This window comes from Candidatus Deianiraea vastatrix, assembly GCF_007993655.1.
GTDB classification, from domain to species: Bacteria; Pseudomonadota; Alphaproteobacteria; order Rickettsiales; family Deianiraeaceae; genus Deianiraea; species Deianiraea vastatrix.
The window spans coordinates 304,744-319,024 of record NZ_CP029077.1 but is presented as its reverse complement, the minus strand read 5'-3'; the positions used below and the strand labels follow the sequence as shown (position 1 = coordinate 319,024).

Genomic DNA, 14,281 nt, shown 5'->3' with positions numbered 1-14,281 from the left:
TCTTATAACAATTAATAATTTCTTGAGCTTTTTGTTTTAAAATTTCATCATTAACTTTGGCATAATGCTTACCAATTTACTTATTTTGCTGTTGATTAAAAGAGTTGTTTGAAAATTTAGTTTGGTTTTTCATATACGTTTAAGTAAAAGAAATAATTTTACCATTATACCACAAATTTTGCCATCTGTCAAATTAATTTTTTATTGTTGATTTTTATTTTTACATCAATCTAATTGATAATAAACTTTTCAAAAAATGCAAAGTATTTTAGCTGTTTTAATATACTTAATATTTACATCACTTGGCAATTGCGATGTTCAATCATTGCAAGACATGGAAAGTGGTAAATATTATAATAAAATAGAAAATGTCCAGCAAAATCAAGTAAAATCAATTACCAACAATAGGCAATCCATCTCCAATAATAGATTTAATGGACCAATCGGAAATAGATTAGCGTCAAAGTTTGAGCTTGGCATAGGCATGGCAAATGAAAGGTCTAAATTTGAATTTCTTACAGCAAATACAGCATCTGTATTATCATACGACAACATGGTTGCAAATCAAGGATTTATTGACATGAAATATAAAAGCTTTACAAGAGGAATTGACAATTTCTTCATTTATATACAAGGCAATCTTGGCTCTACAAAAAAAGGAGAGGTAAGGGATAATGATGTAACAAATTTCCAAAGAATGATGTCTTATCATAATTTACTTTCTCATAATAATCAAATACAGGTTGGATTTGGCTACACAACTGACATGATACAAATTGATAAATTATTGGATAGGCATATATTTACATTAGATGTCTCATATTTTAGAAAGGCAATAACGGCGAAATCTCATGCAAATGGATATTACGCCTACCGAAACACATCGATGTCATATTACTACGACAGCGAGAATGATCAAAAAACATCATCAATATTTGAAGGTATATCCATTGGTGGAAAAATTGAAAAAATATTTGATAAATACTCATCAATGTCACTATCGCTTCATGGCTTGATAACATCCTATACCGCATCAAATTATTGGCGCGCAAGAGATATAAGATGGGGTATGAGATCAGCGAAATCTGAATTAAACGGCTTTAATTTTCGAGCTGAATACCTGACGAATATATCAAATCACATAGATTTATCACTATTTACATACTATCAGCAAATTAAAGCAAAAAATCTAATTGAAACACAAGAAATGTACACGCTTGATACCAACTATGAAAATAATTATGCAAGCTATAGATCGTATGGAATAGGAGCTGGGCTAAAGTTTTGGTAATAGCTAAATCTTTTTGAAAATCTTACAATAATGCCCAAGTCCGTTTGATTTTACAAACCCCTGCATTTCAAGCGATACTATATAGGTATTTACCTCATGCGCCATCATCTTGGTTCTAATACATATAGTGTCAATATCAAGATATTCAGACGAAAGTACAGAAAGTATCTTTTCTTCATTATCTGATAGCAAACTTTGCCTCTCATCATTTTCATCAACCATTTTAACATCATCTTCTTGTGCATTATTAACTTTTGTAAAATTAAACAAATTAGTGTCAATATTTTTAACTTTCCTCACAGATCTATCTACAACTATATCCTTAACTTCATCAATAATTTCGTCTGGAGATTCAACTAGTTTTGCAATATTTTTCTTTATTAAAAAATTATTACCCTTATATTTCGGATCCATTGCAAAACCAGGTATAGCAAACACCTCTCGATTATATTCCATTGTAAGCCTTGCAGTTGAAAGACTTCCAGATTGCATTCCAGCCTCGACAATTAATGATGCAAGACAAAGACCGGCGATAATACGATTTCTTTGCGGAAAATTTGCAGGAATAGGCTTTACATCAAATGCAAATTCTGTTATAATGCAAGAATTATTTTCTAAGATTTTATCATATAATTTATGATTTTCAGATGGATATCTAATATTTATACCACTTCCAATTACTGCAATTGTGTTCTTAATTGCACCGATGTGAGCCCTTGCATCAATCCCCTTTGCAAGACCAGAAGCGATAATATATCCAGCATTTGAAAGAAATTTGGCAAAATTTTCAGCAAGCTCAAGGCCATTATATGACGCAGACCTAGAGCCAACCATTGCAATAATTTTATCATTTAATAAATCTACATTGCCAAAATATGTAAGTAAAATTGGTGGATTTGGTATCTGTTTTAATCTATCAGGATATTCATTTGCAAAAATTGGTAAAAATTTACCACCATAATCTATAGTTTTTATATATTCATCCTCAGCCTTTGAAATTAAATCAGCTGAAATTTTATAATTTCTAAAAAAATCAAAATCTAAACTATCAATATCTTTTAAATATTTTTTATTATCAATAAAGCGTGAAAAAGCTATCACCTTTAGCAGCATTTCTTTTGATATATCTGATAAAATCAATGTAAAATAAAGATCTATGCAAAATTTAATCCAATAAAAATAATAATCCAGTAAAAAAAACTTGATTAATTAAAATTAATATTTATAATAAGATTATGTAAGTTATTTTTGTATGAAAGATCAGGTGAGTGCACAAGATATAAGCCTTATATCAATTCACAAGACGAATGATGTAATAAGTCAAATCGCCGAGTTATATCAGTCAATAGAAGATATATTGTCAGAAATTGAAAAACTGCCCCCACATCAGAAAATTAAGCAATTTAAAAATATTGATAGTTTTTTATACAGAGTTGACAAAGATTTACCGAATATACTACAAATATACTCAGGGCATATATACAAAACAAATGAAAGGATAAATAAAGCATTTACTGATATAATTTTGTTATCGATTTTTCTTGCATTTAAAGAAGTTGTAGATAAAATGGACATCATATAATATATTATCATGATAGACTACTTTACAATATTAATTTTTTCAATAATTGGGGTTTTGTTTTCTATTGTTTTAATATCAATACCGTTTTTTATAGCAAAATACAAGCCACAAAAAGAAAAACTATCACCTTACGAATGCGGCATAGTTCCGTTTGCAAATGCAAGACATCCTTTTGATATACAATTTTACCTAGTTGCAATGCTTTTTATTATCTTTGATCTGGAAATAGTAATTCTTTTTCCATGGGCAATAGGGTTAAAAACCTACAGTATAATTGGATTTTCAAGTGCTATGATTTTCATGACATTACTAACAGTTGGGCTTATTTATGAATGGAAAAGTGGTGCTTTAGACTGGTAGTAAATGATAATTCGCCTAAAAGATATAGCAATACAAACTAATCCACACACAAGCATTATTTCCCACACCGTTAAACACGGTATCTCAATAAAATCAGCTGGATTTAAAATAAAATACATCAATATAAATGAAGATTTGCTAAAACAATTCCCAAAATTGAAAATCCTAGATTGCACTTTCTGTGCATTTTCAACAATAGTTCCAAAAAAGAAAGCAAAAAAAGCCGTTGATAGAAATTACTACAAAAGATATATTCGCCATTTATTCATAAATCAATGCACACATGAGTATAAAAATAAAATAATCTGCGTTATTGCCGAAGATGTTAGAAATATTACCGCAGCAGTACACGATTTTTCAAAAATTCTATCAAATTAACCAAGAATTAATAATTTTATAGCAGAAATAAATAAAATAATTGCAAATGCAATGTTTAATATCGCCATTTTTGAAAGCAAAAACCCACGCATTATCTTGTTCAATGAACACAATTTTAATAAATTATAACACAAAATATTGACTATTAAAATCCACGCAAAATAAAAGATTTTCCAACCAAAATCAACACTTTCTAGCGGATCGGAAAGCAGTGACAGATATAAAATAAAAATTCTAACATTTAAAATTGCCGTTATAAACGCTGATATATAAACATTATTGAAAATAAATTTCTTGTCTTTATCAAGCGATTTTTCAAAAGATTTCAGCTTTCCGCCCTCAAATGAAGATTGCGTAATGCGAAAGCATAAAAAAAATAGATAAAATGCGCAGAAAATCTCAATGCAGCGATATAAAGCTGGATTTGTTTTTACAATCCCGCTTACCCCAAAAATTACAAGTGATGCGTAAAATGTATCAGTTAATGCAATGGTACATGCAGATTTTGTTCCAACTTTTTTGCCATGAATTATTGTTTTTGTAATGACATAAAAAGAACCAATTCCAGGGCCAATTGCAGCTATAAAATGCGCGAGTGCAAACACATAAAAATCGTTTAGTAGATTTGTAGAAATTGCCATCATAGTGATATTTTATAAATCAACCTCTAAAATTTCAATTGAATATCCACGAAAGCCGCATTTGTATTTCGCGCATAATCGAGTCAGTTTTTTATAGTCAATTAATGCGACATTTCCGGCTTTTTCGTCATCTTTTGCAACCTCTAACGCGTCGCTTGAAAATTTTGAAGTAGTGATAAAAATTCCCTTTGCTTTTTGCTTTGATAAAATATGCAAAAATGCCTGTAAATCCTTGGATGCAACAGGGTTTTGCTCACCATATCGCTTAGCCTGAATGTAGACTTTATCTCTTATTCCAAGCTCATCTGTATAAATTATTCCATCTATTCCGCCGTCTCTTACTCTAATTTCACGCTTACTTGCAACGCCATAGCCCATTTTTTCAATCAATCTTGCACAAAAATCCTCGAAATTTTGCCAGCTCATCTCGCGAAGTTTGGTTATAAATTTTACTTCAGCATCTTTTCGCATTTCGTCAACAGCGTTTTCAAGATTGAAAATTTCATCGTCTTCATCGTCATTTTCCGGCAATTGCGTCTCTTTTTCAATAATTTTTGTATTCCAGTTTTTAATGTAATTTGGCGAATTTTCTTTTAAGTACTTTTCATCCAAAACCTTATTATTAGACAATACATCATCAAGAGCGGCTTTTCCAAGCTCGGTAATTAAGTAAGTATATTTTTCATCCTGACTTTTTTCAATATACTCCGCCTTAATCAAAAAAGTAAATGCCCATCCAATTCTATCTTCAAAGCGACTGCCTCCAGTTTTTAATTTTTCATTCATGTCTTCGTCGGTGAGGACGAATCTTTTCCTCATCGCATCCCTTATTGGCTGGCGCAGTTCGTCGCTATTTCGTCTATAAGATTTACCATCTTTCATTTGATTTAAAACGAAAAACAGAAAATTTGTATAACTTGGAACCGCCATAGGTCAAATAAACAATGTTTTTATTGTAACAAATGTATCAATTTTTCTATAAGACTTTCCGTCAAGGAATTTACTTAAAACCGTATGCATTAAATTTTCATAAGTAGGAAGTGCCATAAAAATCATCAAACCCCTTTTACAGCCTTGATAATATCGCTATAGACTTTTTCAATATCGCCCTTTGCGTCAATTTTTTCAAGCTTGCCTTGATTTTCGTAATAGCCAATTACGGGCATGGTTTTTGCATGGAATTCCTCAAATCTTGTTTGAATAACGCCAATTTCTCCGTCGTCTTTGCGAATTGAAAAGTCCAAGCCACCGCATACATCGCAAACCCCTTCAACACTCGTTGCATTTGTCTTTGAATTATATATAGCGCCGCAGCCTTTACATGTATATCTATTTTGCAAGCGGGAAATTAAGTCGTCAAGTTTTACATCAAGCATTATAGCTTTATCGATTTTTTCACCCTTTTCAAGCAGCATTTTGTCTAAAAATTCCGCTTGACCTATGCTTCTTGGATAGCCGTCAAACATAAGACCACGCAGGTGCGGAGTGTGTTTTTCAACAAAATCCTGTGCAACTTTATTAATCACCTCATCTGGCAGTAATTTTCCTGTATCAAGTAGTGAATTTATCTGCTGCGATAAGGGATTTTGCTCATCTTTTCTATACTCGCGAAGTATATCGCCAAGTGAAATTTTAAGCAAATTAAAGTCAACTTTTAGCAAATCACCTTGAGTTCCTTTTCCAGTTCCCGGTGCGCCGATTAAAACAACATTCATAAAGAAAAATTACCGTTGATTATACTTTTTCATAGCTTTTTCGTATTTACTGCTCATCATGTGAGTTTGAAATTGAACAACAACATCGTTAATCACACTAAAAACTATCAAAAGCCCAGTACCGCCAAGTAAAAATGAATAGCCGTATTTACTACTCATAAGCTCTGGAATGCCACATATAACTACCAAATATCCACCACCGATAAAGCTTAAATATTTCAGTGTTTTTTTCAAGTATTCCGATGTTTGATCCCCCGGTCTTACCCCTGGAATAAAAGCTCCATTTCTGCGAAGCCCATTTACTAAATCATCAGTTTCAAAAAGTGAAGTATTGTAAAAATAACTGAAAAATAGTATTAAAATCACATCAGCTATAACAAAAGCAGGCTTTCCATGGTTAAAATTCCTAACTATCATTTGCGCAATTTCATTTGTTGAATCGGCAAACATTGATATAATAGTTGTTGGAAGCAAAAGTAGAGCACTTGCAAAAATCGGCGGAATAACCCCTGCAGTATTGATTTTTAGCGGAATAAATTGATTTTGCTGAGCCTGTTGCTGCTTTGCCATAAATTGATGGTAATTTTGCCTTGGATATTGAATATAAATCATACGGAAAGAGCGTTCGCAAAAGGAAACAAGCAAGCATGTAAGCCCAAACATAATGAACAGTCCAAGACCATCCATTGGGGTCAAAGAGCCAGTCTTTATCGAGGTAAATACATTTGCAAGATCGCGCGGGGCCTCAGATACAATACCTGCAAAAATTATCACAGATGAACCATTTCCAATGCCATGTGATGTTATCTGATCGCCCATCCACATTACAATTAATGTGCTCACCGTTATAACAAAAGCTGTAAGCAATTTTGCTGAGAAAACGTCACCACTAGATGGAATTACATCAATTGCAACAAGCCCCGTTGCTATTGAAAATCCTTGAAAGAATGCGATAAATACTGTTAAATAACGAGTATATTGCGTAATTTTCGCAGCACCCTGCTCCCCTCCTTCTTTTTTAATACGCTTTAAAGTTGGGTAAGACGCGACCAAAAGCTGCATTATAATTGAAGATGTAATGTATGGAGCAATACCTAAAGCAAAAATCGAAGCACGACTAATTGCACCACCGGAAAATGTGTTAAACATGCTAAATATCCCACTTTTTGCAATTTTTGCCATCTCGCCAAGTTTTGCCATGTCAACAGTTGGAAGTGGAATATGTGAGCCAAGTCTATAGACTACAATTACAAGCAGTGTAAAGATAATTTTCTTTTTTAAGGTATCCAAATTTTTCATATAAACAGATAATTCAAAATACCCTAAAGGCAAAAAGATAAAAATCAAGCTAGAAAATTATATTCTCAACATATATTTTCTATATCATCTATGCCGCTAACACATCTTGATATTCATCGTCTTGATCATTATTTTCAGTATCATATTTATCAATATATTCTTCTATATTTAACCTCAAAAGTGTGTACATCTTCCTTCTATCTGTAATTCCTATATTTATTATATCGCTTTGTAATATATCCATGGCCATGCCAGATCCATCACTAATAATACGTAAATCATGCCCAAGCTCTGAAAGATTAAATTTCACACACTCTCTAATATATGGCGTAAACATAACAAAGCCACGACCATAACTTCTTTCAACAGTCTCTATCAAATCCATGTCCTTGCCAGATAAATTAAAACACTCTTGATAGCCATTAATGCCACTTACTCTGTCATTTGCAAAATGAATTTTATGCTCGCAATATTTAAATATTACATCTTTAATCTTGCTATTTGAAATTTTATTAATGTCGCACTCAAAAGTAAATACAAACGATACAAGATTTCTCTCTTTTGCAATTGTAAAAATTTGCTCAAGCATTTTTGCATCAATGCTAGTTTTGAAAATATCAAAAACATTATTAATGATAATTGTAAATTTTCGACCTTTTTGCAAAATTTTCAGTATTTTAAAAAATAGAGCAAAATTTACAGCTGATAAAATCTTTGCAGATGACAAAACATCCTCCTCAATAACAACTCGCGCACTTTTACCAATAGACAACACATCATCTTTGCCTTGATAATCAAAAACTTTTCCGTATTTACCGATTTCAACAAAATCTCTTAAATATTCAGAAGCCTTGCAAGACTTAATTACATCGTGAAAATCAACGCCATCTCTCTTAATTATTTCAGCTGCAATAAGTGAAATAAGATTTGAAGGTATTGCCTCTTTTTGCGATCCAATCATAAGCTTTATAATATTTTCAACATACTTTATATCTGCTTTTGTAATAGACGCAAATGGATTAATTTTTTCCGAATCTATCCAATAATTTTCAACGCCAACTCCAACAATATCAAGTCCAGCAAGAATAGAAACGGCATCAGACCTATGCTGTGTGTCAATATATAAAACATCAATTTCATTTTTTATACACCCAAGCATTACTATATTTGCAAGCAACCCTCTACCAGAACCTTGAACGCCTGTAATGAATAAATTTCTCTGCTCAATTGGCATACCAAATTCAAATCTTCTATTATTAATCTTTTGCAGAGTAAATAAAATCTTGCCCCACATATAAGATGTATTTTTATTTTTGTCAGACCCCTGTGCGTAGGCAAAACCTGCCATTAAATCAATTGGCAAATTGGCAAGTCTTGCAAGAAATCTAAAATTTCCAGGTATAATAGAAAAAAATGCATTCTGTAGATTTACATCTTCGGCAAAGGCAACAATACCTATTTTTGCGAATATATCACCAACCATCTTTGCAACTTGGTCTAATTTTTCTTGTGTATTTGCAAAAATCGTAATATTTGTCTGAGACTTTGCATAAACATCATTAGACCCATTTGAAGACAACAAGTCTGTCATATATTTTAATGCCGCACTAGACTTAAATTCCTCATCATTGGAAGCCTGATATATTTCCGCAATTCCTGAATATTCCTTCACAAGTACAGAATTTTCAATCGGCATTACAACCTGCGCAACTATAATATTTGGCACACCTTCAAGCATTCTATATATTATATCACACGAAATCTCGGTATATTCCTTTATACTAAACGTTTTTCCATATTTTCTAGCAGTATCACTTCTAATCATGAATTTATTTTTTCCAAATTTATGCGTACTATAATTTGTAGAATAACACAAACTGCCAAGGGGTAAAGTAAAATCAACATCCTCAAAATTGATTATTTTCCCCAAAAAATTCATATAGTGGGAAAAATATTGATCATCTTTTTTGTATATCCCAAGTAAAATTGGGTTAAAATCTTTAAAATCCTTAACAAGATCGTCTGTAATTTTTGTTAGTCTTTTAACTGCCTTTTGAATAAAAACATCATTCCTCTTGTAATAAGCATTTTTCGCAAATGTAAAAAGCATATCAGAGCCATCTTTATCAAGTATCCTTGTTACAAAAGTGACATTAAAAGATATTTCATTTCTTGCTGTAAACTTGCATATTTCTGATATTCTTGATAAAATGCCATCCTCAACCCTATCATCAACATCAAGAGACACAATATCTCTTTCATCTGAGATTTTAATCGTATGAAAATAAATTGCTACATTTTTGTTATAATGAGACGATATAAAATCTCTAATTTGCTTGCGAAATGAAATCTGATCATCTATAGCGCTATTAAAAGTTACAGTCTGTAAAACCATGCCATTTTTAGTAACTACCGTATTATCATTTGCATGGCACGCATATGGTATTAAATCATCATCAATTTTATATCTTAAATAACTTTTCATTTTTTATATATACAATTAATTATATTGTCTGGAATTTTATATGGCTTAAAACCTTCATTTTTTTTAATAACGCAAACTATCGTACAATTTAAAATAGCAGATGGAGATTTTTCACTATTTCTAAAAATATTTTGCTCAATTGCAAAGGATGCAGATCTGGCAGATTTGACGCGTGTTGCTATTTCAATTAAATCATCCAAAACAAGAGGCTGGATATAGTGAATATCTAATTTTTGAACAACAAATAACAATCCATTATCAACTATTAATTTATTTTGACTAACCCCACACTCTCTAAGCATTTCAGTTCTAGCTCTTTCAGCAAAATTCAAATAATTTGAGTGATATACAACGCCGCCAGCGTCGGTATCTTCATAGTATATCCGATATTTTACTTTAAATTGCATAAAAAACAGCTTTTTTATCACTCTTTTAAATATAATTTTATTGTCAATATTTTTTTAATATTTTCAATAATGATAATAAAGATGTCAATATCGGTAAAAATGCTTGACAATTACAAAAATGCAAAATTCAAACAAAAAAAGACTAATAGCAAATATGAAAACTTTATACGATAAAATCTGGGATGCACATGTTGTTGAGCATGACGAAAAAGCCGATACTTACTTGCTTTATATCGATAGACATCTTATTCACGAAGTAACTTCGCCTCAGGCATTTGACTCACTTCGCCTTTCAGGACGGAAAGTCTTACACCCTGAAAAAACTATGGCAATTGCAGATCACAATACACCAACAAAGGACATAACAGTCGTTAAAGACGAGGAATCTCGCATACAGCTTGAAACACTTGCGAAAAATACAGCAGAATTTGGCATAGAATACTTCCCACTTGGGCACAAAAATAACGGCGTTGTGCATGTTGTTGGGCCAGATCTTGGCTTCACCCTGCCCGGCGTGACCCTTGTTTGCGGAGACTCTCACACCGCAACCCATGGGGCTTTTGGCGCTATTGCATGCGGAATTGGAACCTCTCAAGTTGAGCATGTTTTAGCAACTCAAACCCTGCTTACAACAAAGTCAAAAAACATGAAAATCCAAGTCAGCGGCAAGCTTGCACTTGGAGTGTCGCCAAAAGATGTAATTTTGCACATAATTGGCGTAATTGGAACTGCAGGTGGAACTGGATACGCAATTGAATTTTGCGGTAATATTTTTGAAGAAATGTCCATGGAAGGCCGCATGACTGTTTGTAATATGACAATTGAAGGCGGTGCAAGATTTGGTCTTATCGCACCCGATGAAAAAACCTTCGCATATCTAAAAGGAAAGCCAAAAGCTCCAAAAGCAGACGCTTGGAACAAGGCTATTGAATACTGGAAAACCCTTAAAACCGATAGCGATGCAAAATTTGACAAGGAAATCTTAATAAAAGCTGAAGATATAAAGCCAACTATTACTTGGGGAACTTCGCCAGAAGATGTAATGCCTATCGATGGCGTTATACCTGAGCCAAAAAATGAAACAAAAAAACGCGCTCTTGAATACATGGGTCTTGCAGCTGGCATGAAACCAAGTGAAATCACAGTAGACAAGGTATTTATTGGCTCTTGCACAAACTCACGAATTGAAGACCTGCGCGAAGTTGCAAAAGTTGTCGAAGGCAAAAAAGTTGCAAGAAGTGTCGTTGCAATGATAGTTCCTGGCTCTTATGTTGTAAAGCAAATGGCAGAAGATGAAGGGCTTGCAAAAATCTTTATAGATGCGGGTTTTGAGTGGAGAAATCCAGGTTGCTCTATGTGTCTTGCAATGAATGAAGACAAACTTGCCCCATATGAACGCTGTGCATCAACATCAAACCGAAATTTCGAAGGCAGACAAGGTTATCTTAGCCGAACCCACCTTATGTCCCCTGCCCTTGCCGCCGCAGTTGCAATAACGGGAAATCTTGGGTGTAAGGGATAGGATTGAGTTGGTGTAGTTTTTGTGCAACAAATATATGGTAAAATTTGATTTTAGAGAAGAGTGGAAGCCTTCCTTTGTCGTTGCAGATGAAACCTACATCTGCTATAATTGCAATACAACTGTTTGTGCAAAATTTAAAATTAAATACGAATACAACGATGGAAGACAAAGAATATTATTTTGCCCATCTTGTAACGCACCGTCCGTCTTTGATTATCAAAATGAACAAATTATAAAAAATGTAGATTATGGCAATTTCAACAAAGTTCCAGAAAATATTTTAAATTTATATCGCGAAATTTGCGACTGTATCTCGGTTAGTGCAAATCGTGGGGCATTTTTACTACTCAGAACGCTTTTAGCTTATATTGCAATTGAACTTGATAAAGACAAACAAACTGGATTAAAAGAAGGTGGAAATTTTACAGAATACATTAAATATCTTGAAGATAATAGCTTTTTTCTACCAAATTTGAAGACTCATATAGAAAAAATTCGCAAGCATGGTGGGGACATAGCACACAAACCATCGTTTCAACCAGACAGAGAAGATATTGACAGTTTAATGAAAATTATTGAATTTTTACTACATAATAATTACGAATTTATTTAACAAAAACAATAAAAACATTCATCAAAATAAAAAAAGCCGTTCCGTAAAAAACGCCAGCTATAACCTCGTCCGCAGAGTGAAAACCGCATACATTTATCCTAATTAACATCATAAATAACAAAAACAAGGCTATAAATGCAATTATTGATACCAAAATTTTCTTCAAATACGAGATATTGTAAAATTCTTTAGCCTTAAAATATTTACCATATATCAAAAATAATGCTCCAAAATATATGATTGTATAAGATACCGCGTGTCCAGACGGCATGGCAAAATTGCTTGAAACAATACCATCCCACTCGTTTTGCGTGCCTTTAAAGCATATCGGAAGTTTATCGCTGAGCCGAACATTTATCATCTTTTTTAAAAACGGCAATGTTGCAAAATTAACAATTAATATAAATATTGATTTTATTATGGATTTTACAGGTATAATTGTCGCTAAAATGCAGTAAAATATCGCAATCACAAGCATTTCAAATTGGGTATTAAATGCACTATTTATCAATAAATTACTCATAAAATTCATTATTTGGCAAATTTTACCTATCAATAAATTATTTCCTAAAGTAAAAATATTAAATTACAATATCATTCTTGACAATTAAAATAATCACTCGCACCATTTGATTAAATTTGTGTCACATAGTTGTAAAGTGTGATTTATGCTAAAAATTAGAGTTGGAACAAGAGATAGCATGCTTGCAATAAAACAAGCCAAAATTGTCATAAAAAAAATATCAAAAATATCAAAAGGTGCTTTTAAATTTGAAATAGTTAAGATTAAAACAATAGGAGATAAGAACAATGAAGAAATAATCAGTGATAAAGGTGGCTTTAAAGGCGTTTTTACCAAGGAAATTCAAGATGCAATGCAAAGAAATGAAATAGATATAGCAATTCACTCAATGAAAGATTTGCAGGTCAATATGCCAGATGGCTCTGAAGTTGTTTCAATTTTACCAAGAGATCCATCAAATGACGGTTTTTTTTCCGATAAATGGCCAAGTATTTCAAAATTACCACATAATGCAAAAATTGGAACATCTTCGCTAAGGCGTAAAATGTTTCTTCAAAAAATCAGACCGGATATAGAAATTATTCCAATTCGTGGCAATATAAATACCAGATTTGAAAAAATGAAAAATATGGATTTAGACGGCATTATTTTATCATATTGCGGGCCAAAGCGTTTAAAAATGCTAAAAAAATCACGCTTTTCTGAGAAAATTGACATTTCAATAATGACTCCGTCCCCCGGGCAAGGCGCAATTGGAATTGAAATGCTTTCTTCAAATACAAATGATTTATTAAGGTCAATTTTGCAAAAAATATCTTGCAAAAAAACATTTTTTGAGGTTAAAAAAGAACGAATGCTTGCAAGGCTTGCTTGCGTTTTTTGTCAAATGCCATTTGCATGTAATGTAAAAAAATATGGCGAATTTGTTGAATTAAGGGTAAATTTTGAAAATGACAAATTAGGGAAAAACATAGCATTTAACGAAAAAATGGGAATTAATACACTTGATGCCAAAATTGAAGACATTGCCAAACTTATTTCCGAGATCTAGCATCAGCAGCCGCCTACTGCTCATCAATGTCTAGCGAATATAACTCATATCCATTGATATCAGAGTATCTTGTGTCAAATGCAAATGTCAAAAAAATACGAAGTTCTGTGAAAATTGAGGAGATTGTGGGAAGGGAGATTTTTGTGGAATGAGGGTAGATATCGATTTGATTTAAGGGGCAAAAGTCGCAAAAGTTGGGAGTTCTGTGAAAATTGAGGAGATTGTGGGAAGGGAGATTTTCTTATAACATCGATAAAAACTGGTTATTTTTACATCATGCTGTAAATTTTGTTAAGTTGAATGGCAAAAATTCTTTTAGTAATCGAAATTTCCCAAAGCTCACCCCCAAAAAACCCTTTCGCAGTCGAGGTAAATTGTGATTTCGGGGATGTGTTTAGGGTTTGGAAAAGATTT

16 protein-coding genes are annotated in these 14,281 nt (G+C 32.5%); 8 read left to right on the top strand and 8 right to left on the bottom strand.

Annotation, left to right across the window (positions count from 1 at the left end):
• Positions 1-256 precede the first annotated feature (256 nt).
• A complete protein-coding gene (locus deia_RS01400) occupies positions 257-1,291 on the top strand; it encodes a hypothetical protein (RefSeq protein WP_146820388.1) in 1,035 nt (344 codons plus the stop codon).
• Between the two features lie 3 nt (positions 1,292-1,294).
• Here the strand turns inward: deia_RS01400 and dprA are convergent, their stop codons facing one another.
• A complete protein-coding gene (gene dprA / locus deia_RS01395; protein ID WP_146820387.1) occupies positions 1,295-2,431 on the bottom strand; it encodes a DNA-processing protein DprA in 1,137 nt (378 codons plus the stop codon).
• Between the two features lie 112 nt (positions 2,432-2,543).
• On the opposite strand from dprA, the gene deia_RS01390 reads away from it, so the two are divergent.
• Genes deia_RS01390 through deia_RS01380 form a run of 3 tightly spaced genes read left to right on the top strand, consistent with a single transcriptional unit; the run spans position 2,544 to position 3,611 of the window.
• On the top strand, positions 2,544-2,873 hold the full coding sequence (locus tag deia_RS01390; RefSeq protein ID WP_146820386.1) for a hypothetical protein: 330 nt from the start codon (positions 2,544-2,546) through the stop codon (positions 2,871-2,873).
• Between the two features lie 9 nt (positions 2,874-2,882).
• Complete coding sequence (gene ndhC, locus deia_RS01385; RefSeq protein WP_146820385.1) at positions 2,883-3,233, top strand: NADH-quinone oxidoreductase subunit A; 351 nt, start codon at positions 2,883-2,885, stop codon at positions 3,231-3,233.
• A gap of 3 nt (positions 3,234-3,236) precedes the next feature.
• Complete coding sequence (locus deia_RS01380; RefSeq protein ID WP_146820384.1) at positions 3,237-3,611, top strand: ribonuclease P protein component; 375 nt, start codon at positions 3,237-3,239, stop codon at positions 3,609-3,611.
• Here the strand turns inward: deia_RS01380 and deia_RS01375 are convergent.
• The 6 genes from deia_RS01375 to deia_RS01350 all read right to left on the bottom strand — a co-directional run bounded on the left by deia_RS01375 (position 3,608) and on the right by deia_RS01350 (position 10,158).
• Complete coding sequence (locus deia_RS01375; RefSeq protein WP_146820383.1) at positions 3,608-4,255, bottom strand: LysE family translocator; 648 nt, start codon at positions 4,253-4,255, stop codon at positions 3,608-3,610. The genes deia_RS01380 and deia_RS01375 overlap by 4 nt on opposite strands.
• A 9-nt stretch (positions 4,256-4,264) precedes the next feature.
• Positions 4,265-5,182: a restriction endonuclease gene (locus deia_RS01370; RefSeq protein WP_146820382.1), complete on the bottom strand. Its 918-nt coding sequence runs from the start codon at positions 5,180-5,182 to the stop codon at positions 4,265-4,267.
• 125 nt (positions 5,183-5,307) lie between these two features.
• Entirely contained in the window at positions 5,308-5,967 is a 660-nt protein-coding gene (locus deia_RS01365; RefSeq protein WP_146820381.1) for an adenylate kinase family protein, read from the bottom strand.
• Positions 5,968-5,976: 9 nt separating this feature from the next.
• Positions 5,977-7,266, bottom strand: a complete 1,290-nt coding sequence (gene secY, locus deia_RS01360; protein WP_146820380.1) for a preprotein translocase subunit SecY — start codon at positions 7,264-7,266, stop codon at positions 5,977-5,979.
• A gap of 88 nt (positions 7,267-7,354) precedes the next feature.
• Positions 7,355-9,751: a VirB4 family type IV secretion/conjugal transfer ATPase gene (locus tag deia_RS01355; protein WP_146820379.1), complete on the bottom strand. Its 2,397-nt coding sequence runs from the start codon at positions 9,749-9,751 to the stop codon at positions 7,355-7,357.
• Entirely contained in the window at positions 9,748-10,158 is a 411-nt protein-coding gene (locus deia_RS01350) for a YbgC/FadM family acyl-CoA thioesterase (protein WP_146820378.1), read from the bottom strand. Before deia_RS01350 ends, deia_RS01355 begins: the two co-directional genes overlap by 4 nt.
• A gap of 154 nt (positions 10,159-10,312) precedes the next feature.
• On the opposite strand from deia_RS01350, the gene leuC reads away from it, so the two are divergent.
• Both leuC and deia_RS01340 read left to right on the top strand, forming a co-directional pair.
• A complete protein-coding gene (gene leuC / locus deia_RS01345; protein ID WP_246117023.1) occupies positions 10,313-11,680 on the top strand; it encodes a 3-isopropylmalate dehydratase large subunit in 1,368 nt (455 codons plus the stop codon).
• Between the two features lie 34 nt (positions 11,681-11,714).
• The gene (locus tag deia_RS01340) at positions 11,715-12,293 is read left to right on the top strand and encodes a DUF4145 domain-containing protein (protein WP_146820377.1); all 579 of its coding nucleotides are present in this window, start codon (positions 11,715-11,717) and stop codon (positions 12,291-12,293) included.
• Here the strand turns inward: deia_RS01340 and deia_RS01335 are convergent.
• A complete protein-coding gene (locus deia_RS01335) occupies positions 12,286-12,816 on the bottom strand; it encodes a phosphatase PAP2 family protein (protein ID WP_161982783.1) in 531 nt (176 codons plus the stop codon). The two genes, deia_RS01340 and deia_RS01335, sit on opposite strands and share 8 nt — an antisense overlap.
• A 145-nt stretch (positions 12,817-12,961) precedes the next feature.
• Between deia_RS01335 and hemC the strand changes: the two genes are divergently transcribed.
• Positions 12,962-13,867 (top strand): hydroxymethylbilane synthase, encoded by a 906-nt coding sequence (gene hemC / locus deia_RS01330; RefSeq protein ID WP_146820375.1) that lies wholly within the window; start codon positions 12,962-12,964, stop codon positions 13,865-13,867.
• A 26-nt stretch (positions 13,868-13,893) separates the two neighbouring features.
• Entirely contained in the window at positions 13,894-14,019 is a 126-nt protein-coding gene (locus deia_RS05915) for a hypothetical protein (RefSeq protein WP_281284139.1), read from the top strand.
• The last annotated feature ends 262 nt before the right edge of the window (positions 14,020-14,281 follow it).

Bases quoted from the DNA above. Each gene is read 5' to 3' on its own strand.
- deia_RS01400 (WP_146820388.1), top strand. From the start codon at position 257: ATGCAAAGTATTTTAGCTGTTTTAATATACTTAATATTTACATCACTT.
- deia_RS01390 (WP_146820386.1), top strand. From the start codon at position 2,544: ATGAAAGATCAGGTGAGTGCACAAGATATAAGCCTTATATCAATTCAC.
- ndhC (WP_146820385.1), top strand. From the start codon at position 2,883: ATGATAGACTACTTTACAATATTAATTTTTTCAATAATTGGGGTTTTG.
- deia_RS01380 (WP_146820384.1), top strand. From the start codon at position 3,237: ATGATAATTCGCCTAAAAGATATAGCAATACAAACTAATCCACACACA.
- deia_RS01375 (WP_146820383.1), bottom strand. From the start codon at position 4,255: ATGATGGCAATTTCTACAAATCTACTAAACGATTTTTATGTGTTTGCA.
- deia_RS01370 (WP_146820382.1), bottom strand. From the start codon at position 5,182: ATGGCGGTTCCAAGTTATACAAATTTTCTGTTTTTCGTTTTAAATCAA.
- deia_RS01365 (WP_146820381.1), bottom strand. From the start codon at position 5,967: ATGAATGTTGTTTTAATCGGCGCACCGGGAACTGGAAAAGGAACTCAA.
- secY (WP_146820380.1), bottom strand. From the start codon at position 7,266: ATGAAAAATTTGGATACCTTAAAAAAGAAAATTATCTTTACACTGCTT.
- deia_RS01355 (WP_146820379.1), bottom strand. From the start codon at position 9,751: ATGAAAAGTTATTTAAGATATAAAATTGATGATGATTTAATACCATAT.
- deia_RS01350 (WP_146820378.1), bottom strand. From the start codon at position 10,158: ATGCAATTTAAAGTAAAATATCGGATATACTATGAAGATACCGACGCT.
- leuC (WP_246117023.1), top strand. From the start codon at position 10,313: ATGAAAACTTTATACGATAAAATCTGGGATGCACATGTTGTTGAGCAT.
- deia_RS01340 (WP_146820377.1), top strand. From the start codon at position 11,715: ATGGTAAAATTTGATTTTAGAGAAGAGTGGAAGCCTTCCTTTGTCGTT.
- deia_RS01335 (WP_161982783.1), bottom strand. From the start codon at position 12,816: ATGAGTAATTTATTGATAAATAGTGCATTTAATACCCAATTTGAAATG.
- hemC (WP_146820375.1), top strand. From the start codon at position 12,962: ATGCTAAAAATTAGAGTTGGAACAAGAGATAGCATGCTTGCAATAAAA.
- deia_RS05915 (WP_281284139.1), top strand. From the start codon at position 13,894: ATGTCTAGCGAATATAACTCATATCCATTGATATCAGAGTATCTTGTG.